The sequence below is a fragment of the Leptotrichia wadei genome, assembly GCF_007990545.2.
Classification (GTDB): domain Bacteria; phylum Fusobacteriota; class Fusobacteriia; order Fusobacteriales; family Leptotrichiaceae; genus Leptotrichia; species Leptotrichia wadei.
The window spans coordinates 2,080,630-2,100,481 of sequence record NZ_AP019829.2; the positions used below are offsets into that span (position 1 = coordinate 2,080,630).

Annotated in this window: 20 protein-coding genes; 2 read left to right on the forward strand and 18 right to left on the reverse strand. The window is 30.1% G+C overall.

Annotation, left to right across the window (positions count from 1 at the left end; all coding sequences use genetic code 11):
• Window positions 1-37 precede the first annotated feature (37 nt).
• A complete protein-coding gene (locus FVE73_RS09505; RefSeq protein ID WP_018498223.1) occupies window positions 38-1,108 on the forward strand; it encodes a tyrosine-type recombinase/integrase in 1,071 nt (356 codons plus the stop codon).
• Window positions 1,109-1,492: 384 nt separating this feature from the next.
• Here the strand turns inward: FVE73_RS09505 and FVE73_RS09510 are convergent, their stop codons facing one another.
• From FVE73_RS09510 to yqeK, 12 genes are all read right to left on the reverse strand, one after another.
• On the reverse strand, window positions 1,493-1,663 hold the full coding sequence (locus FVE73_RS09510) for a FeoB-associated Cys-rich membrane protein (RefSeq protein WP_018498224.1): 171 nt from the start codon (window positions 1,661-1,663) through the stop codon (window positions 1,493-1,495).
• Between the two features lie 34 nt (window positions 1,664-1,697).
• Window positions 1,698-3,893 (reverse strand): ferrous iron transport protein B, encoded by a 2,196-nt coding sequence (gene feoB, locus FVE73_RS09515; RefSeq protein WP_018498225.1) that lies wholly within the window; start codon window positions 3,891-3,893, stop codon window positions 1,698-1,700.
• Complete coding sequence (locus FVE73_RS09520; RefSeq protein ID WP_018498226.1) at window positions 3,890-4,108, reverse strand: FeoA family protein; 219 nt, start codon at window positions 4,106-4,108, stop codon at window positions 3,890-3,892. Before FVE73_RS09520 ends, feoB begins: the two co-directional genes overlap by 4 nt.
• Window positions 4,109-4,404: 296 nt before the next feature.
• Window positions 4,405-4,689: a chorismate mutase gene (locus FVE73_RS09525; protein ID WP_018498227.1), complete on the reverse strand. Its 285-nt coding sequence runs from the start codon at window positions 4,687-4,689 to the stop codon at window positions 4,405-4,407.
• A gap of 25 nt (window positions 4,690-4,714) precedes the next feature.
• Complete coding sequence (locus FVE73_RS09530; RefSeq protein WP_018498228.1) at window positions 4,715-5,950, reverse strand: aminopeptidase; 1,236 nt, start codon at window positions 5,948-5,950, stop codon at window positions 4,715-4,717.
• 29 nt (window positions 5,951-5,979) lie between these two features.
• Complete coding sequence (locus FVE73_RS09535; protein WP_018498229.1) at window positions 5,980-6,582, reverse strand: hypothetical protein; 603 nt, start codon at window positions 6,580-6,582, stop codon at window positions 5,980-5,982.
• Window positions 6,583-6,646: 64 nt separating this feature from the next.
• Window positions 6,647-7,249, reverse strand: a complete 603-nt coding sequence (locus FVE73_RS09540; protein WP_018498230.1) for a hypothetical protein — start codon at window positions 7,247-7,249, stop codon at window positions 6,647-6,649.
• Window positions 7,250-7,392: 143 nt separating this feature from the next.
• A complete protein-coding gene (gene galE, locus FVE73_RS09545) occupies window positions 7,393-8,418 on the reverse strand; it encodes a UDP-glucose 4-epimerase GalE (RefSeq protein ID WP_018498231.1) in 1,026 nt (341 codons plus the stop codon).
• Between the two features lie 80 nt (window positions 8,419-8,498).
• The gene (locus tag FVE73_RS09550) at window positions 8,499-8,816 is read right to left on the reverse strand and encodes a thioredoxin family protein (RefSeq protein WP_018498232.1); all 318 of its coding nucleotides are present in this window, start codon (window positions 8,814-8,816) and stop codon (window positions 8,499-8,501) included.
• A gap of 136 nt (window positions 8,817-8,952) precedes the next feature.
• Entirely contained in the window at window positions 8,953-9,402 is a 450-nt protein-coding gene (gene smpB, locus FVE73_RS09555) for an SsrA-binding protein SmpB (RefSeq protein WP_018498233.1), read from the reverse strand.
• 27 nt (window positions 9,403-9,429) lie between these two features.
• Window positions 9,430-11,706 (reverse strand): ribonuclease R, encoded by a 2,277-nt coding sequence (rnr, locus tag FVE73_RS09560; protein WP_018498234.1) that lies wholly within the window; start codon window positions 11,704-11,706, stop codon window positions 9,430-9,432.
• A gap of 22 nt (window positions 11,707-11,728) precedes the next feature.
• Entirely contained in the window at window positions 11,729-12,304 is a 576-nt protein-coding gene (gene yqeK / locus FVE73_RS09565; protein WP_018498235.1) for a bis(5'-nucleosyl)-tetraphosphatase (symmetrical) YqeK, read from the reverse strand.
• A gap of 223 nt (window positions 12,305-12,527) precedes the next feature.
• On the opposite strand from yqeK, the gene FVE73_RS09570 reads away from it, so the two are divergent.
• On the forward strand, window positions 12,528-13,181 hold the full coding sequence (locus tag FVE73_RS09570) for a Crp/Fnr family transcriptional regulator (protein ID WP_018498236.1): 654 nt from the start codon (window positions 12,528-12,530) through the stop codon (window positions 13,179-13,181).
• A gap of 213 nt (window positions 13,182-13,394) precedes the next feature.
• Here FVE73_RS09570 and FVE73_RS09575 read toward each other — a convergent pair whose 3' ends face one another.
• The 6 genes from FVE73_RS09575 to hemW all read right to left on the reverse strand — a co-directional run bounded on the left by FVE73_RS09575 (window position 13,395) and on the right by hemW (window position 19,735).
• Window positions 13,395-14,066 carry a DUF1269 domain-containing protein gene (locus FVE73_RS09575; RefSeq protein ID WP_146997895.1) on the reverse strand — a complete coding sequence of 224 codons (672 nt, stop codon included), beginning with the start codon at window positions 14,064-14,066 and terminating at the stop codon, window positions 13,395-13,397.
• 72 nt (window positions 14,067-14,138) lie between these two features.
• Window positions 14,139-15,782, reverse strand: a complete 1,644-nt coding sequence (locus FVE73_RS09580) for an ABC1 kinase family protein (RefSeq protein WP_018498238.1) — start codon at window positions 15,780-15,782, stop codon at window positions 14,139-14,141.
• A gap of 27 nt (window positions 15,783-15,809) precedes the next feature.
• Window positions 15,810-16,997, reverse strand: a complete 1,188-nt coding sequence (locus tag FVE73_RS09585; RefSeq protein ID WP_018498239.1) for a M50 family metallopeptidase — start codon at window positions 16,995-16,997, stop codon at window positions 15,810-15,812.
• A 113-nt stretch (window positions 16,998-17,110) separates the two neighbouring features.
• Window positions 17,111-17,653 carry a cell division protein SepF gene (locus FVE73_RS09590; protein ID WP_018498240.1) on the reverse strand — a complete coding sequence of 181 codons (543 nt, stop codon included), beginning with the start codon at window positions 17,651-17,653 and terminating at the stop codon, window positions 17,111-17,113.
• A gap of 6 nt (window positions 17,654-17,659) precedes the next feature.
• Complete coding sequence (locus FVE73_RS09595) at window positions 17,660-18,343, reverse strand: YggS family pyridoxal phosphate-dependent enzyme (protein ID WP_018498241.1); 684 nt, start codon at window positions 18,341-18,343, stop codon at window positions 17,660-17,662.
• A 126-nt stretch (window positions 18,344-18,469) separates the two neighbouring features.
• Window positions 18,470-19,735 (reverse strand): radical SAM family heme chaperone HemW, encoded by a 1,266-nt coding sequence (gene hemW, locus FVE73_RS09600; RefSeq protein ID WP_018498242.1) that lies wholly within the window; start codon window positions 19,733-19,735, stop codon window positions 18,470-18,472.
• Window positions 19,736-19,852 lie beyond the last annotated feature (117 nt).

Here is a 19,852-nt window from a genome sequence, read left to right on the forward strand (position 1 = left end):
GTGCCTAATTAGTTAGATTTTTGGATTGGTGGGAAATATGAAAAGAAAAAAGAAAGCAAATAGGCAAGGGAGTGTAACAAAGACAAAGAAAAACAAGCCGTATTGGGTAAGGGTTACCGATCCAGCCACAGGGAAACGAAAATCGCTTGGAATGTATGCGACAAGGACAGAGGCACAGGAAATATTAAATAATTATTTGGTAAATCCTTATGAGATAGACAACAGCAAGATTATATTTAGCGAACTGTATAAACTGTTTATCAGCAACCAAAGGGAAATGGTAAAAAAAGCAACCCTTGACAGTTATAAGAACAGCTACAAAAGATGTGAGCCGTTACATAGCCTAGTATTCAGGGAAATAAAAGGCCCGCAAATGCAACAGGCTATAAACAACTTGAATACAAGTTCAGCGACAAAGCAAATAACGAAGAACTTTTTAACAACGTTATTTAACTATGGAATGGAACTTGAAATAATAACCGTAAATAGAGCCAAGTACATCAAAATACCTAAAGAATCAGTACAAAAGGAAAAAAATATATTTAGCAGTTATGAAATACAGAAACTATGGAATAATATTAGCACACAATGGGTTGACTATATTCTAATTATGATTTACACAGGAATGAGGATTGGGGAACTTGCTGGGCTAAAAAAAGAAAACGTTGACCTATTGCAAGGCTTCATAAATGGCGGGAACAAGACAGAGAAAGGAAAACACCGACAAATACCGATACACAAGGATATTTTCCAATTAATTAAAGGCTTGTATGAGAAAAGCCCAACAGATTATTTGCTATACAACCAAAATTGGGTTTTTAAGAAAAAGGAAAAGGAAAATAAGCCGTTACGGATTAATTTTTTCCGTGAACATTTTTACAAAACATTGGAATCTCTAGGAATGAACCACAAGCCACACGATTGCCGAAAGACCCTGAGCACTCTAATGAGCCGACAGCAATTAACAACAACAGCCATAACGAATATATTAGGACACGAAAACATTGAAACCACGAACAAGTTTTATATTAAGACAGATAAGGAAAACTTAAAAGCTGAAATGAACAATATAAAATTTTATTCGGATGAAAGCAATATGACAAATTAACAGACTTGAAAAGGTAACCAACGGGTAACCAACGGAAATAATATAAAAAGTTTACCCCGCATAAACACTACGTTTAATAATTGGGTAATTGAAATGAGATAAACAAAGTGGAAACCGCTTCAAAGCACCGTAAATACTAAAAAAAATACGCCACCCTTGTGATGACGTATTTAAAAAGGAGTTTTGAAGAAAAAAGTTTTCACTTTTTCTATTGGTCAAGTATTATTATACAGGAATATTCTTATAACAAAATTTTTATTTTCTTTGTTTTTTATTTGTATAATAAAAATAATAAAAATTAATTAAGCCCCATAAATACTAGAGTCATATGACTAAATATTACTGGGGCTTGAAAAAAATTATAAAATTTTTTGAATTTTTTTGCTACTTAGCGTGATTTTCTTTATGTGGACTGCAAGTTGAACCAGTTGAACAATGACAGCAGTCTGTTCCACAAAGATTTTTATTTTTTTTATAGTCCTTGTATATTTTTCTAAATACTGCAAATACGATTGCAGCTGCAATTATAGCGATTATAACTGTTTTTATTATCATTTTCTGCACTTCCTTTCAAAATTTTATTTCATATCTATATAAATAGCCTTGCGATATTGAAGAATAAGGTTGATACTACATAAGGCAGAATTAACAGCATTGACACTTGAAATGCTAATAATTTCCATCCAAATTCTTGTTTTAAAGCTCCCATTGCTACGGCACATGGCACTACCAAAAGGACATACAGCATAAATGAGTATGCTCTTAGCTGACCATATTTGTCATTCCACAAGCTTCTAATTGCTGGAATGATGTTTCCACCTGCATCTTGGTCAAGCTCCTCCTGACTTTTCATTTCCAATGTCGCAATTTTGAAGGTTGCAATATGTCCTAATGATTTTACTGACTCTACTGCTGCTCCTCCCAATCCAACTACTTGATCTTTTAAATCTGATACAAAATTATATTCTTTTTTATCATCATCTCCTTGAGATAATAAAATTTGTCCTAAAAATCCAACTACTGTTTCTTTTGCAATAATACTTGGCACAATAGAAGCTACAGGTTCCCATCTGTCACCAAAACCAGTTGGCTTGAATACAGGCTGAACAACTTTTGCTGCTTGACCTATATATGAACTTTCAGCATCTCCTTTATTTGGGAAATATTGGAAGAACCAGATAATTAACAGGATTCCTAAAACTATTGTAGTTGCTTTTTTTATGTAAGAAAAAGTTCTTGATCTCATATTGCTCCAGACAGCTTTTGCGCTTGGAAGTCTGTATGGCGGCAATTCTATAAGCAGCTCCGTATTATTTCCTTTAAAGTATTTAAATCTTTTTAATACAAAAGCTACTAAAAGGGCCATAAATACACCAAAAACATAGATTGAAACTACTACTAAAGCTGCATTTTTACTGAAAAACGCCGCTGCAAGCAATGAATAAACTGGCAGTCTTGCTCCACATGACATGAATGTTGCGATAACCCCTGTCAATCTTCTTGTTTTTTCATCTTCCAATGTTCTTGTTGAATAAATTGCTGGAACTGTACATCCAAATCCGATTAGCATTGGGATGAATGCTTTTCCTGAAAGTCCAACTTTTGTCATCATTTTATTTAAAATAAATGCAACACGAGCCATATATCCGCTTTCTTCAAGAATTGCCATAAAGAAGTAAATAAAGAACATAAGTGGAACGAATGTCAATACTGAACCTACACCAGCCAAAATTCCATCAAGTATAAAGCTGCTTAACCAATCTGGCACTCCTTCGATGGCGTGACCTACATATTTTATGACAAAGTCACTGAAGAAACCATCAATCCAGTCGATGAACGGTGAACTTCCATCAAATACAATTACGAAGACAGCATAAATTATAGCAAGAAATGCTATCCCACCGAAAAACTTATTCAAAAGAATTTTGTCAATTTTATCAGTTAATGCAAATTTATCTCCAGTCCCTCTTTTTAGGTTCATTGAGATAATTCCACGCACTATTCCGTATCTTTCTCTTGCCAAAGCATCTTGAGGTTCAAGTCCATAACGATTCTCAATATTTTTCTTTTCAGTTTCTCCAATATTTGAAACACTTACTCCAAATTCAGTTTTCACTCTTGCCGCTACATTAGTGTCATCTTCCAAGATTTTAATTGCTAACCATTCTACTGGATATTTTTCCAAAACTTTTTCATAAGATTTATCATTTTCCAATTTATCCTTCAAACTTTTAATATTATCTTCGATTTCCTTTTCAAATGGCAATCTATGCTGTATTTTTTTATCTGAAGAATTTTTTTTGTAAAGTTCTACAGCTTTTTCCATAAGTTTGTCTACTCCAGCTCCAGATCTTCCACTTGTGAAAATAACTGGCACTCCCAATTGCTTTTCAAATTTTTCTATATCCAATTGATAGCCAATTCTTTTAAATTCATCTTCAAAGTTAAGTGCCATCACAACTGGAATATCAAGTTCCTTTAATAAAGCTGTCAAATAAATATTTTTTTCAAGCGATGTGGAATCTAGTACATTAATTATCACATCAACTTCTTCATCCAGCAAAAAATCTCTTGAAACTCTTTCTTCTGCCGTACTTATTGATAAATTGTAAATTCCTGGCAAATCAATTAATTTTACATCTTCATCTCCGACCTTAAAAAATACTTCTTTTTTTTCAATTGTTACTCCTGGCCAGTTCCCCATTTTTAAACTTGCATGTGAAATTTGATTAATTAAAGCGGTTTTCCCAACATTAGGATTTCCGACAAATGCCACATTTATCATTTTACCACCTCAATTTGAATGTGATTTGCTAAATTTGTACTAATGACAATTTTAGTTTCAACTGTCTTTATAAGAACATTCCCATTTGCAATATTTTCAATTGTACATGCATCTCCTCTACAAACTCCTAGACTTAATAATCGTGTGTCCAATTTTTTTTGATCAATGTCCTTTAACAAAAATTTGTCTCCGACTTTTCCTTCTACTAACGTCATGTCAGAACATCTCCTTCCATTTTATGCTTTATGCAATATTTATTTATTTTCGATTTACAAATAACACTTTTATACCCAAACTAATAAAGAAATTTTCTTTATAATAAAGCACTTTATAATAATTACAAAAATGTAACAAATATTATGTTAATCGAATATTTTAATTATCAAATTAATTTTATACCATTTTTAAAAATTATGCAAGTTTTTTTTCTAAATAATAAATTAAATATTAAAATTAATTTTAGTAAAATAAAAAAGAAACCCTTAAATTAAAGTAGTTTCTTTTTTATTAACTATTTATTTTTTTCAAAAATTTTCATTTCTTCACCAATGAAATAATTTATCATATTCCTATAAATCAATTCCACAACATCTGGACTGCAATCATAAATTTTAGCCTTTTCCCTGACTTTTTTTATTATTTTCTCAATTCTATCAGCTGCTTTTACATCTGTTTTTGACTTTTTAAAATAAGCAGCCTGTTTTACATAATCTGAACGCTGTGCAATTAATTTTATAATTTTATCATCTATGCTATCAATATTTTCTCTTACTTCTTCCAAATTATTACATTTCATAATATTATCCCCAAAATTTTAAAATTTAAAACGCCCAATTTCCTTTTCTAAATACAGGAATTCTTGTTCCGTCCTCTAAAATTCCGTCAATATCCATTTCAGCGTCACCAATCATAAAGTCAACATGTGAAATTGATTGATTGATATGAGCTTCTTTTAATTCTTCTTCTGTCATTTTTGTTCCATCTTTTATTGTAGTTGGATATGCTGCCCCCAATGCTAAGTGATTTGAAGCATTTTCATCAAATAAAGTCTGATAATAAAGAAGTCCTGAATTTGAAATAGGTGAATCATTTGGCACAAGAGCAACTTCTCCTATTCTTCTTGAACCTTCATCAGTGTCAAGCAACTGTTTCAAAATGTCGTAACCTTCTTCTGCTTCAAAATCTACAACTTTTCCATCTTTAAAAGTCAATTTGAAATTATCAATAATATTTCCTTGATACGAAAGTGGTTTTTTGTTAGAAACATAACCATCTACACGATCTCTATCTCCAGCTGTAAACACTTCCTCTGTCGGCATATTAGGTAAGAAATCATCCCCTTTCGCATTCACGCTTCCAGCCGCTACCCAAATATGATTTTCAGGAAGTCCAACTGTCAAATCAGTTCCTTTTGAAGTATAATGAAGTGCCACGAAATTTTTGCTATTCAAAAATTCAGCTTTTTCATTCAAATTATTTCTATGTTCTTCCCAAGCCTTAACTGGATCAGCTTTATCAACTCTTACAGTTTTCAATATTGCATCAAGCAATTTTTCCTGTGCAATATCAGTATCTGTTTCATCTGGAAATACAAGTTTTGCCCAGTCTGCCGAAGGATAACTTGCAATTGTCCAAGAGTTTACATCTGTCATGATGCAAGTTCTGTAATACTTGTAGGCTTCCCCTGCATTTTTTGTCAATGCTCCCAGTTTTTCAGCATCAATTCCTGCGAATAAGTTTGGAGAGCTGCTTAAAATGTGTATAAATACAACATTATTGTCAAGATAGTCATTTCTTTCGTCAATTGCCCATTGCGGGATATGTGAATAAACTTCTTTTGACTGATATTCAGCATGCAGTCTTGATAATTTGTCATCAGTCAATTTTACGTGAACATCACTTGCCCCAACTTGATAAGCTAATTCTGTAACATTGTAAACCAACGGCAAAGCATCAGTTGTACAATTTACCCAGACTTTCTGTCCTTTCTGTACATTTGCCCCAATTTTTACAATTACTTCTGCATACTTATTTAATTTTTCTTCAAAGTTGTTCATTTTTATTTGTTCCTTTCAAATTAAAATTTTTAATCTTTATAATTAGGTTGATATCCAAATTCTAATGAGACCGTTCCATCTGTAAACTTGCTTTTATATTTTTTAGCAGGACTGTAGTATTCTCTTTTCAATTTTGGTGTTGTGGCAACATTTAATCCAAATGAAAATCTGTTTTTTTGAACTCCAATTCCCAAAGCAGCATATCCATTTAACGGCATAGCTTTTATTCTTCCGCTTCCACCATTTTTATCAGTCCATTTTACACTTCCGCCTGCAAGTGATGCACCAAACGAAAGTTTAGAATAGATTCCATTATCTGTTCCTGTTCCTATCATAAAATAAACTGGAATTGAAACTAAACTTCCTGAATTACTGTTTATATCTTTCCCTTTAACTTTTAAAGAATTGTATGTCAATCCCATTCCAAGCCCCATTACAACATCATCATCAACTCCACCTTTTCCTTCAAGCGAGATTTTAATTCCGCTTCCTGTAACACCTTTGACAGGAGCATTTTTATCATTATTGTTTTTTTGCTTACCATAAATAGGGCTTATGATAATTTCATTTCTTTCTCCATATGCCATAGTGAATGGTGTTAGCAACATAAACATTAAAAATAATTTTTTCATTTTAAATTCTCCTTATTGTATAAATATTTAGTTTTTGAAAATTCCTAATTTTATAATTTTTTTATTATTCGTACTTAAGAGCATATCCAAAATCTAGCGATATTGCAGCACCACTTAGCATAATGTTATCTCTGTAATGTTTAGTAGGGCTGGAGTATGTTCTTTTTGCTTTTGTTGATGTGCTGGCACTTACTCCAATTGAAAATCTGTCTTTTCTGACTCCGATACCAAAAGCGGCATATCCAGTTAGCGGTCTAGCCTTTATTTCCCCAAAACCTCCACTATTGTCAGTCCATTTTACACTTCCGTTTCTAACGGCAAGACCGGCTGAAATTTTTGTGTATATTCCATTATTTGTTCCTATTCCAAATATCAAATAAAGTGGAACTGAAACTAAATTTCCTGAATCACTCTTTACGCCATTTCCTTTAACTTTCAAAGAATTATATGAAACTCCTATTCCTGCCCCTATTACAGTATTACTTCCATCACCAAATGAAGCTATTTCTTCTTTTGAAACTTTAACACCACTTCCAAGTGCATATTTCCCAACTTTAGAGCCATTCTCTTTTTTTTGGGTAACGTAAGTTGGACTTACAACAATTTCCGATCTATCTCCATATGTTAATGGTGTTAATAACATAAATACTAAAAATAATTTTTTCATAAAATACTCCTTTAATAAATTTTTTATACAATATATATTTTAACTAAAAGTTGGAATTCTTTATTTTATATTACACCTAAACCCTATAAAAGTCAAATTAAGTAAGCTCTAAACCCAAATAATATCAACCAAGTGTATTATTTTTAATCCTTAAATCCATTTGGATTTTTCTTTTGCCAATTCCAAGAATCACGGCACATATCTTCAATTGTATATTTTGCTTCCCAATTCAATAATTTTTTAGCTTTTGAAGCATCTGCATAACAAACTGCAATATCTCCAGCTCTTCTTCCGTCAATTACATAAGGAATTTCTTTTCCAACAGCTTTTTCAAAATTGCTTAAAATTTCAAGAACGCTGTAACCTTTTTCACTTCCTAAATTTATCGCATCAAAACCAAGATTTTCATTATTGAATAAATAATTTAATGCTGCTGAATGTCCTGCCGCTAAATCATTTACATGAATGAAATCTCTTATGCAAGTTCCATCTGGAGTGTCGTAATTATTTCCAAAAATATGTAATTTTTCCAATTTTCCTACTGCAACTTGAGTTATGTAAGGTGAAAGATTGTTTGGAATTCCGTTTGGATCTTCTCCAATTCTTCCACTTTCATGAGCACCTAATGGATTAAAATATCTAAGAGCAATGATATTCCAAGTATTGTCAGATTTTGCCAAATCCATTAAAATATGTTCAATTATTACTTTTGTACGCCCATAAGGATTTGTAACTTCTCCCATCGGATCAGTTTCTACAAAAGGAACCTTTTCAGAAACACCGTAAACAGTAGCTGACGAACTAAATACGATATTTTTCACATTAAATTCTTTCATTACTTCAAGCAAAGTAATCATTCCAAATAAATTATTTTCATAATACATAAGCGGTTTTTCTACAGATTCTCCAACAGCTTTAAATCCAGCAAAATTAATAACAGCATCAATTTTATTTTCACTAAAAATTTTTCTTAAACCTTCTTTATTTTTTATATCTAACTCATAAAAATTTATTTTTTCTCCAGAAAGTTCTTCTAAAATTGTAATAACTTTTTTGCTAGAATTACTAAAGTCATCTACAATAATAGGATTAAAACCTTTTTTTATCAAATCTAAAACTGTGTGAGAGCCAATATACCCAGCTCCTCCTGGCACTAAAATAGTTTTCATTAAAACATCACTTCCTTCTAAAATTTTCTATTTTCAGAATTTTTTTATTTTTCTATATCAATCAAATTTTAAAATATAAATTAATTATGTAAATTAATTTTTTCCATAATTTCATCAAAAGTTTGAAAACCTTTCAAAGTTTCCACAATTTGTCCATCTTTAAAAAGCAAAAGCAAGGGTAGTCCTCTTATTTTAAACTTCGCTCCAAACTCTGGATAATCATCAACATCAATTTTGACAATTTTACATTCTGAATTATTAGCTACCTCCACCAAAACCTTTTCCAACATTTGGCAAGGCCCGCACCAGATGGCAAAAAAATCAACAAGTGTAAGCCCATTTTGCAAAATTATTTCATTATCAAAATCTTCTCCGGCATAATTTATGATTCTACTCATAATTTCACTCCCTCTATAATTTATATTTTCTTTTATTTTATATCTTTTGAAATATTCAAATTGTTTTGTTAAATTTTAAATTCAAATAGTTTTTGAATATGTCTATTATACTAATTCTAATTAATTTATGCAATTTTTATCTTCCAAAATTTTTCTGCAATTTTTTCATATCTCTTTCAATATCTTTTCTTTTCAACCATTCCCTTTTATCATGCATTTTCTTCCCTTTTGCAAGTCCTATTTCCATTTTTACAAGTCTTTGCTTCGTGTAAACTGAAATTGGAACAATGGTATAACCCTGCTCTTTAATTTTTTCACTCCACTTTTTTATTTCACGCCTATTCAAAAGCAATTTTCTTACACGAGATTCTGCCACATTGTTAATATTCCCAAATTCATAAGGCGTAATATGCATATTCATCACAAAAATTTCATTCCGTATAATTCTTATAAAACTTTCTTTTATGCTGATTTTTCCAGCCTTTACCGACTTCACTTCCGTTCCCACAAGCTCAATCCCCGCTTCCAGCTTATCTTCTATAAAGTAATCATGAAAAGCCTTTTTGTTTCTAGCTAATACTGGCATTTTCCCTCCTTCCAATGTTTTTTTCTTTTATTCTTCTTCAACTTCATCAATTTTTACTTTCTCTTCCACATAAGGTATAACCTCAATTTCCATCTTAGCATAACTTGCACTTACAATACTCACTTTCATTGTGCTTCCCATAGTGTAGGACTCATTATTTCTTTTATCCACAATTTTAAAGTTTTCCTCATCGTAAATGAAGTTATCACGTGCTGTTGTAACATTATAAACCACTTCTACGTGATTTTCCAGCTCCATAAATATTTTATTCTTATTCATTCCGCTAAGTCTGGCAACATAGACCTGTCCAATTTTATCCTGCATATACTCAATTAACTTGATTTTTACGCTATCTTCTTCCAGTTTATCCGCCACTCTTTCAGTTCTTGAAATACTTGAGGCAATCGCTTCAAAATTAGCTCCATATTTTGCCTTTTCCTTTTCACTCATAAATTTTTCAATCGAACGTCCCAGCATTCTGTGAACAATTAAGTCAGAATATCGACGGATTGGTGACGTAAAGTGCAGATAATATTTGGAAGCTAGTCCAAAATGTCCTAGATTTTTGTTAGCATATCTTGCACGCTGCATTGCCCGTAAAATTAATTTGTGAATCAAATACCCTTCTGGCAGTCCTGTCGTTCTTTCAATAATATTCTGGAATTTTCCAGGATGAATTTCCTCCAATCCCTTCAGAGAATATCCAAATTTTATCAAAGTTTCATTTAATGCCTGAACTTTCGCCTTGTCAGGATCTTCGTGAACCCTGTAAATTGCAGGAATTTCCTCCCAGAAAAGTTTTTCTGCCACAGTTTCGTTTGCAATAACCATAAAGTCTTCAATGATTCTTTCTGCTTCCCCTCTAGAACGCAATACGATGTCCTTCACGGCCTTGTTTTCATCCAAGACTACCTTTATCTCAGGCAATTCAAAATCAATGCTCCCACGTCTTTTTTTATTGCTTCTAATAATTTTAGAAAGTTCCAGCATGTTTTTTAACATATCATCAATTTTTCTATATTTGTCATAAAGATTTCTGTATTCTTCTGATTCTTCATTTTTTTCCAGAATTGTATTTACATTTTCGTAAGTCATTCTGTATTTTGATTTTATAACTGATTTATAAAAATCATTTTTTATAACTTTACCCCTTTTATCTAAATCCATTTCCACAGTAAAAGTCAGCTTATCTTCATTTGGATTAAGTGAACAAAGATTGTTTGACAATTTTCGTGGAAGCATAGGAATTACCCTGTCTACAAGATAAATTGAATTTCCACGTTTTAATGCTTCTATATCAAGTTCGGTATTTTCCCGCACGTAGTAAGAAACATCGGCAATGCTCACAAATAGTTTATATCCGTCTTCCGTTTTTTCCACATAAACTGCATCATCCAAATCCTTTGCATCAGAGCCATCAATTGTGATAATGTCAAGATGCCGTAAATCCTTACGATTTTCAAGTTCATCTGAAAAATCCTCATCTATTTTATCCAATTCCTGCAAAACTTCATTTGGAAATTTCTCCTCAATTCCCTCATTTAAAAGCAACGATGAAATAAGTGCTTCTGTATCTTTAGGACTTCCTAGAATACTCACAATTCCGCCTTCAGGCTTTCTTTCCTCATCTCCCCAGAAATCCACTTTTACAGCCACTAAATCTCCAGTTTTAGCACCTTTTATTAATTTTTTTGGAATATAGATATCCTTTGGAGAATTTCTTGGACGTACAAATCCAAAACTCAAGTTATGTTCAAAAACTCCGACAATAACATCCCGATTTCTTTTTATAACTTTATAAACTTCACCTTCCCGCTTTTTATTGTCTGAACTTTCCTTTAAAATACGAACTAAAACAGTATCTCCATTCATAGCTGTATTTAAATAAGCTCCAGGAATAAAGACACTAGCCTGCCCATTAATATCAAGAAATCCAAAATTCCCGCTGGAAATGGAAATTTCCCCCTTTACAAAGCCTTCTTTTTCGGGCAAAGTATATTTCCCATTTCTTTTCAAATAAATTTCTCCGCTTTCTTCCCAAGCATTTAAAAGCTGCTTATACATTTTTCGCTTTTTCTGGCTCCATTCCAAAAGCTGCAATATTTCCTGAAAAGTAAATTCATATTCTGACAGAACTTGCTTTAAATATTTCAATTCCCGTTCTTCTTTAAGTTCCATTTTGGGAGTTTTCTGATTTTCCTTTTTAGGATTATAATTTTTTTTGCCAAATCTTTTTTCCTTGTGAAAATCTTTATTATTATTTTCAATATTTCTATGTCTTTCTTTCTTTTTTTTATTTCCCATATTTTACCTCTATTTTTTTATTCTAAATTTTATTAGCTATTATCGAATTTCTAAATTTTATAACATTTGGATGAATGATAGAATCCTTCGCAAGCAAATATTTTAATTTTTCCTCAATTTCAAATTTTATTGCCTCATCTAAATCTGTTTTTGCCAATTCTCTAGCCTTTTCCACACCTTCCCAGCTTCTCTTTTCCTCTATCGCATCAGCAAGATAAACAATTTTTGCAAGTGTATTCATATTTTCGCATCCAATCGTATGATATTTAATCCCATCCAGAATTTCCTCATCATCAATTCCAAATAATTCATAATTTTGCCGTACAAATTCAGCCCCTGCAAAGCCGTGCAGCACAGCTGTTGATTGGGACATTTTATCTGCTACTTCAGGATATTTTCCCTTTGTCAAGTCAATCATAACAGACAAGTTAAAAAATTTTGCCACATCGTGAAGCCAGGCTGAAGCTTCCACTTTTTCCACAGGAACTCCATAAATTTTTGCCAGTTCCACAGCACATTTTGCCACTCTTTTCACGTGTTCATATCTTTTTTCATCTAAAAAATTTCTTACATCTGCTTTAATTACTTCCATATTCATTTTAATTTCCCCTTTACATAAATAATATTTTCAAAAATTATTCAATTTAATTAATTCAAATATACTATAATTTATATTTCGTTTATATGTTACCATAAAAATAAAACCCAGACAACTTATTTTTTATTGAAATTTTCCTTGAAATCATAAATTAAAAATGATAATATATACAAAATATTTTGTATGCAAACTAAAAAAAACTTAAAATAATAGAAGGTAAAAAATGAAAATAGAAGATCTATCACTTTTTTTAACAAAAGTTTCGCTATTTAAAGGATTAAATCCCAATGAAATCTTAAAATGTCTAACAAAAGTTGATTTTAAAATAAAAGAATATAAAAAAAATGAAATTGTATTTTTTCGCGGAGATATTTTAAAAAAAATTATTATTATTATAAAAGGTACAGCACATGGAGAAATGCAGAAATTTAATGGAGATACAATTGTTATAAATCAAATGAAGGCTGGGGAAGTGCTGGCTTCTGCATTTTTATTTGGTAAAGATAATGTTTTTCCTGTTGATTTGATAACTTTGGAAAATTCTGAATTTCTTTTTCTGGATAAGGAAAAATATCTGGATTTGATTCAGTTAGATAAAAGGCTTCTACTTAACTTTATAAGTGAAATTTCAAACAAAAGCCAATATTTATCAAAACGTATCTGGTTTAATTTTACACATAAGACGATTGAGGAAAAGGTTCTTAGCTATATAAAAGAAAATGCTCAAGATGATAAAATAAAGTTTTTGCCTAGTATTTCAGCCTTAGCAAAAAAATTTGAAGTAACAAGACCTGCCTTATCAAGAGAAATTTCAGATTTATGCAAAAAAAAAGTTTTAAAAAAAATAGGAAATAACGTATATCTTATAAATTTTTGACATATTGTCAAATCAAATATAACAAAATATAAAAAAAATATTTTAAAAGAAAGCAATTCAACTCCCACTTGTAGAAAGCCTACAACTTCTTGCTATCTTTTGTTAAAAGTTTTAGTCATATCTTTTTGATTAATTTAAATTAATTAAGTTTAAGTAATTTATAATTTTTATTTAAAACAAGGGGAGATTAAATCCCCTCGTTAAATTGAAATACTATTTTTTTAATTTATTTTTTAAATCCAGTACAAATTTTGTCAAATCTTCTGTAAATGCTTCTGCATTAACTTTTACTTTTTCAGAAAAATCATTTAAATTATTTTTTATTTCTTTAGATTTATTTTCAAACTTTTCCTTTAATTCCTTATATTCGATATCTGTTTTCAATTTTCTTTCATATTCCTCAGCCAATTCCAAATCTTTTCTTACAACAGCCGCATCTTTTCTTAAAATAGTTTCTGTTTCATATTTATTCAAAAAGTTATCAAGTTCAGAAGTGTTTGATTCAGATGTTAGCAGAATTAAGGCATAATAGTCATTTACCAAGTGTTTTGACACATCTTCAAAGATACCAACTACTTTTTTATCAGCCTTTTCTCCATGGCTTCCGCCTATTAAAGCTCCAATAGTTCCCCCAAAAATAACACCCAATGGTCCTCCAATTATTCCGATGAAGCTTCCAAGCAAACCACCATTTAAAAATCCAATATTTCCATTTTTATTTACTTCAAATCCATCTTTAAAAGATAATTTATCACTTTCTTTTTTTACAACAGCCGCCTGTGTAATTATATAATTTTCCCCAACATATTTTTCTTTTATATCCGCCAATGCTTCAAATGCGCTTAACTGATTCTTAAATGTCGCAAGTAATACATTATTTTCCATAATTATCAATCCTTTCATATCTTGATTTTATACATTTTACTCCTTTTAAAATAGTTTTTATTGTGCTGTCACTTATTTTTTACTTTTCAAAAATAAATTTATTCCCATAATTCCAGCAATAATAAATCCCAATAATCCTAAACCAGAAATCCCAAAAATTTTTGGTGGGATATTTGCCAAAGCCAGTATTGATGAGCCAACAAACAGTGATGAGATGATAATCGCCAAAACTAGTTCCTCAAAAGTTTTTTGAAATTTCTCAAATCCAATTATTTCATGCCTATGTTTTAGTTCATTTTTTTGAATTTTTTCCAAAATTGTTTTTAAATCTGTCGGCAAAGTTAGCCAGTTTTCAGAAAAAGTTTCCAGTTTTCTTGTTTCCTTTTTAAAAATATTAATCGGATTTATTCTCTCCTTTGCAATTTTGTCCATATATGGCTGCATAACTTCATTAATATTAAGATTTGGATCTAAATGCCGTCCAATTCCTTCAATTTGCCCAATTCCCTTTATCAGCAAATAAATATCTTCTGAAAGTAAAATTTGATTATTACTGAATATTTTTCTCGCTTTTTCAAAAATCGTAACAATATCTATATTTTCTAGTGAATTTTCATCAATCATTTCGATTATCTCATAAAGTTCCCTCTCAAATTTCCTTTCATCTGGCACTTCAAATTTAATTGCTAATTCCTGTATTGCTTCTACCATTTTTTTTACATCTTTTTTTAGTGAATAAATAATCAAATTAATTAAAAATTCCCGCTCATTTGGATAAAGTTTTCCCATTGCCCCAAAATCAATAAATACAATTTGCCCATTTTCCTTTAAAAAAATATTTCCAGGATGAGGATCAGCATGAAAAAATCCATACTTCAAAAATTGCGTTAAATAAAGGTCAAGTCCAATTCTAGCTATTTTTTTAGGATCTTGCCCTATTTCTATTATTTTTTCCTTGTCGGTAATTTTAAAGCCTTCTATCATTTCCATTGTGAGAATACGATCGTTGGAAAGCTGCTTGTACACAGTTGGCACATGAATTCTGTCATCCTCTTTAAAGTTATTTGCAAATCGCTGCATATTACGAAGTTCATTATTTAAGGAAAGTTCCTCATTCAGCACTTTCTCAAAACTTTCCACAATATTTCCAATATTCATTTTTTTTATATCTTCATAATAATTTTCCAAAGTTTTTGCAAGGTTTTTCATAATTTCCAAATCAATTTCCACAACAGGCTTTATATTTTCCCTCTGTATTTTTACAACGACCTTTTCCCCATTTTTTAATCTGCCTTTAAATACTTGTCCAATTGAAGCTGATGCTATCGGTTCTTCTTCTATTTCCTCAAAATAGTCATCTATTTCAATCCCAAGTTCCAAATTCATTTTATTTTTTACATCAACTTTTTCAACTTCTACATTATCCTGCAATTTTTGAAGCTCTATGATCATTTCTTCAGGCAAAATATCCTTTCTATTGCTCAACATTTGTCCAAATTTTACATACACAGGACCCATCTCTTCAATTGCCATTCTTATTCGCTCATAAAAAGTACAGGAATTTATTTCATCAATTTTATCACTATATTTTCGTTTTACATTTTTAGGAATATATCTTTCCAGTTCCCCTCTTTTAAACAATTCATCAAACCCATATTTGGCAATTACAGAGGAAAGTTTCATAAGTCTTCTTGTTTTTTGCATAAAATCCACCATTTATTTTACTTCTCCTTTTTCACTTTTTTAAAAGTATTTTGTAACATCGAAAAATACAATAATAAGCATTAATACAAGCAAAAATATCATTCCAATAAAATGAATCTTTTCTTCAATTTTTTTATTAATTTTAATTCCAAAAAATTCAGGAATTATAAAAATCAATCTTCCTCCATCAAGAGCTGGAATTGGCAGCAAGTTCATAATTCCAATATTTATGGAAATTAATATAAATACACCAAGCATAGCAAACAGCCCTCCTTGCCCATAAGCTTCTCCAATGACCTTAGGAAGCCCTACAGGACCTGTCATCTCCTTCATTGCTACTTTCCCTGTCACAAGCATTTTAACACCATTAAGAGTCATCTTAAAGTAATCTCCAAACATAAGAAAACTTATTTTTATTCTTTCACCAAATGTTGATTTTTGGCTTAATAAATGTATTCCAAGAATATTTCCTTTAGTTTTTTCACTGTAAGTCAATTTTATATTTTCAGTAATTTCTTTATTGTTTCTCAATATTTTTAAAATAACGTCTTCATTTTTATAATTTTGACTAATTTCTCCAATTTTTTTTGTCATTTCACTCCAGTTTGCTACATTTTTACTATTAACTGCCAAAATCTTGTCATTTACTTTTAATTTTCCGTTTGCTTTTGAACTTTGCTCAACTTCTCCAACTATTGCCTGTGAATATTGAGGAGGCACAATTCCTGCAATAGAAAGCATTATGTATAAAGCAATCAAAGCAGAAATAAAATTCATTGCAACTCCTGCAATTAAGACAATAAATCTGCTAAATGGAGATTTTGTAAAAAATCCATTTTTCTGAATATTTTCTTGCCTTTTCAATTCTTGCTTCACGGCAGTATCCAATCTTTTTTCCACTTCACTAATAAATTCTTCATCTTTAATTTCATTCTCATTATTTTTTTCATCTTTCAATTCTTCAATAATTTCATCCATCTTTTCCTTCTTAAATGCTTTCAAATCAAACTTTTCAGGCTGCATTCCTTCAATATTAACAAATCCTCCCAATGGTAAAATTCTAATTGAGTAAACAGTTTCCTTCTTTTTTACTGAAAAGATCCTTGGTCCCATTCCAATTGCAAATTCTGTAACAGGCATTCCAAAATATTTAGCCGTAGCAAAATGCCCTAGTTCATGTATAAATACTATTATTCCTAAAATTATTATTGTAAAAATTATTCCCATTATTCACTCTCCATTTTTTATATTTATATTTTTAAATTATTAAAAAATACTGCTTTAAATGAGAAAATCTCAAAAAAAGCAGTTAAATTCCAAAACTTAACTTTTAAATTTGATTATAAGTAAGTACCATCTCCTTCATCTTCTCCTAACGAAGCATCAATATCTTCATAATCAATTTCCATCGGAATAGAAGTTAAAACTTTATCTGTAACTTTTGACAAATGTGCACTCATTGCATAAGCAGCTCCGCTTACAAAATCTATTACTCTTTGTCCCACTTCATATTCTAAAAATTCCAAACTAAATGTTACAATTTTATTTTCTTTTATTGCATCAGCAATTAATCTCGAATCTTCAAAAACTTTTGGTCTAATAATCGAGACATTCACTTTAGATGTTGGCATTTTTGTAATTTCCTCCTTTTTTCCTACGCCAAAAAGACTTCCTATTCCTTTTTTTTCTTCTGGCTGTTTTTCTGATTCTACACGAGTTGTTGTTTTGTGTTGAACTTTAGACTGCTGGTTTTGTTGTGACTGTTCTGTTGTCACTTCTTTTTTTTCATTCTCTGACATTTCTTCAGATAATTCATCTTCATCCTCATCTTCGATATCATCGCCAAAAAATTCCATTAATTTCCTTTTAAGTCCCAAAAGCATAACCTCCTACTTAAATAATTTGCTTCCTATTCTAATTATAGTTGCACCATTTTTTAGTGCTTCCACATAATCATTCGACATTCCCATAGAAAGAGTTGTAACATAATCATATTTTTTTTGATATTCTTCCTTTAGATCTCTCATATTTGAAAAATAACTATTTATCTCTGCTTCACTTGCCTCAAATGGAGCCATTGTCATAAACCCTATTATTTTTACATTACTCATAGAAAAATATTTTTCACTATCCTTTTTAAAATCTTCAATATAAACTCCTGTTTTAGATTCTTCCTTTGAAACATTGATTTCAATTAATCCATTTATAATTTTGTTATTTTCAATAGCTTTTTTATTTATTTCTTCTAAAAGTTCATAGGAATCAATCGAATGTATTAAATTAACACTACTAATTATATACTTTATTTTATTTTTTTGCAACCTTCCAATAAAATCCCATTTAATATTTTTGTATTTTTCACCTGAAAATTCATTTAGCTTGTCTCGATAAAGCTGAGCTCGATTTTCACCAAAGTAATCATAGCCCATTTCAATTAAAGTTCTATGTTCTTCAACATTAAGATATTTACTTACAAATAGAATTTTAACTTTCTCAGGATATGGAGAATATTTTTTTATATCTTCCATAATTTTTCTATAATTTTGTTGAATTTTTACATCATTTAATTCCATTTCTGCTCCTTACTGTTTTGATTTGTTGTATTTGAGATATATTTGGAAATCTTTCATGTAATTATGTATGATTTTCTATAAGAACAAATATGATATTTTTACAATTATATTATTATAACCTTTTTTTTAAATAAATTCAACAAATACATTATTTGCTAGCAACATTCCTTTTTTTGTTAAACGAATTCTTGTTTCATAAAAATTTTTTGCTAAGTTTTTATCAAAACATTCATTTTTTTCAAATTCTTTATTTTTTTTATTAATAAAATTATCTTTTTCTATAATAAATTTTTCAAGTAACCCATTTTCTATAAGTTTCTCAATTTTCTCATCTTCAAAATACTCAATTCCTTCTTGAATGAGCCGAAGTCCCAACATTTTTTTTAACTTCTCACTTTCAACTTCATCCACAATCTCAATCGTATTTTCATCAATCGGCAAATTTTTTTCATCAATCAAATTATAGTACTTTTCAAAAGTCCGTATATTACTATAGCGATTGTTATCAAAATAACTAGCTGCACTCATTCCAACACCAACAAACTTCTGATTTTGCCAATATTTTAAATTATGTCTTCCAGCATTTTTCTGCAATTTTTTTAAATCTTCAAAATTTGTCATTTCATAAATTTCGACATCTTTGTCATCAATTCTTGCAAAATTAGAGATTTCATACTGACAATATCCATTTTTCTCAAAAAAATCAATAATTTTTTCATACATTAAAGCTTCTAAATCCTGATCAATCTCAGATAAAATACCCTTTTGCAATTTACTCCAAAAGACGGTCCCTTCTTCCCAGATAAGCGAATAAATTGACACATTTTCAGGCTTTAATTCCTGTAAAATATTAAGATCCCTTTGCAAATCCTCAATACTTTGATTAGGAATCCCAAACATCAAATCTACTGTAATATTTAAAAACCCAGCTTTTCTTGCCATTTTATAAATATTTACTGCATCTTTAGAACTGTGCTGCCTTCCAATAAATTTTAAAACATGATCCTGAAAACTCTGAATCCCAATACTTAACCTATTTATCCCAATTTTTCGAAATTTTTTCAGCTTTTCAAAAGTCATATCCGTTGGATTTAATTCTAGTGTAATTTCAGCATTTTCAGACCAATCAAGTTCATTCAATATTTCATTTATCATTTCAGTAGGTAATAGCGAAGGCGTTCCTCCGCCAAAATAAATTGTATCATATTTAATTTTTGGATACATTCTAATCTCTTTAATCAAATAATCCGTATATTTTCTATATTCCTTTTCCATTCTTATAAATGTGCAAAAGTCACAATATTCACATTTTTTACTACAAAATGGAATATGAATATATATTGCATCAACATTTTTTCCTTTTGATGCTTTAATATTTTTTGTTTCAATCATTATTTTTTACCTTTTTTTAAATTGCTCACTATATTTTACCACATAAAAGATGTGATTTCAAACTTTTTATTGTACTTAATTATACAATACACTCCTAAAATTTTTCCAACTTTTTTA

Bases quoted from the DNA above. Each gene is read 5' to 3' on its own strand.
- FVE73_RS09505 (WP_018498223.1), top strand. From the start codon at position 38: ATGAAAAGAAAAAAGAAAGCAAATAGGCAAGGGAGTGTAACAAAGACA.
- FVE73_RS09510 (WP_018498224.1), bottom strand. From the start codon at position 1,663: ATGATAATAAAAACAGTTATAATCGCTATAATTGCAGCTGCAATCGTA.
- feoB (WP_018498225.1), bottom strand. From the start codon at position 3,893: ATGATAAATGTGGCATTTGTCGGAAATCCTAATGTTGGGAAAACCGCT.
- FVE73_RS09520 (WP_018498226.1), bottom strand. From the start codon at position 4,108: ATGACGTTAGTAGAAGGAAAAGTCGGAGACAAATTTTTGTTAAAGGAC.
- FVE73_RS09525 (WP_018498227.1), bottom strand. From the start codon at position 4,689: ATGAAATGTAATAATTTGGAAGAAGTAAGAGAAAATATTGATAGCATA.
- FVE73_RS09530 (WP_018498228.1), bottom strand. From the start codon at position 5,950: ATGAACAACTTTGAAGAAAAATTAAATAAGTATGCAGAAGTAATTGTA.
- FVE73_RS09535 (WP_018498229.1), bottom strand. From the start codon at position 6,582: ATGAAAAAATTATTTTTAATGTTTATGTTGCTAACACCATTCACTATG.
- FVE73_RS09540 (WP_018498230.1), bottom strand. From the start codon at position 7,249: ATGAAAAAATTATTTTTAGTATTTATGTTATTAACACCATTAACATAT.
- galE (WP_018498231.1), bottom strand. From the start codon at position 8,418: ATGAAAACTATTTTAGTGCCAGGAGGAGCTGGGTATATTGGCTCTCAC.
- FVE73_RS09550 (WP_018498232.1), bottom strand. From the start codon at position 8,816: ATGAGTAGAATCATAAATTATGCCGGAGAAGATTTTGATAATGAAATA.
- smpB (WP_018498233.1), bottom strand. From the start codon at position 9,402: ATGCCAGTATTAGCTAGAAACAAAAAGGCTTTTCATGATTACTTTATA.
- rnr (WP_018498234.1), bottom strand. From the start codon at position 11,706: ATGGGAAATAAAAAAAAGAAAGAAAGACATAGAAATATTGAAAATAAT.
- yqeK (WP_018498235.1), bottom strand. From the start codon at position 12,304: ATGAATATGGAAGTAATTAAAGCAGATGTAAGAAATTTTTTAGATGAA.
- FVE73_RS09570 (WP_018498236.1), top strand. From the start codon at position 12,528: ATGAAAATAGAAGATCTATCACTTTTTTTAACAAAAGTTTCGCTATTT.
- FVE73_RS09575 (WP_146997895.1), bottom strand. From the start codon at position 14,066: ATGGAAAATAATGTATTACTTGCGACATTTAAGAATCAGTTAAGCGCA.
- FVE73_RS09580 (WP_018498238.1), bottom strand. From the start codon at position 15,782: ATGGTGGATTTTATGCAAAAAACAAGAAGACTTATGAAACTTTCCTCT.
- FVE73_RS09585 (WP_018498239.1), bottom strand. From the start codon at position 16,997: ATGGGAATAATTTTTACAATAATAATTTTAGGAATAATAGTATTTATA.
- FVE73_RS09590 (WP_018498240.1), bottom strand. From the start codon at position 17,653: ATGCTTTTGGGACTTAAAAGGAAATTAATGGAATTTTTTGGCGATGAT.
- FVE73_RS09595 (WP_018498241.1), bottom strand. From the start codon at position 18,343: ATGGAATTAAATGATGTAAAAATTCAACAAAATTATAGAAAAATTATG.
- hemW (WP_018498242.1), bottom strand. From the start codon at position 19,735: ATGATTGAAACAAAAAATATTAAAGCATCAAAAGGAAAAAATGTTGAT.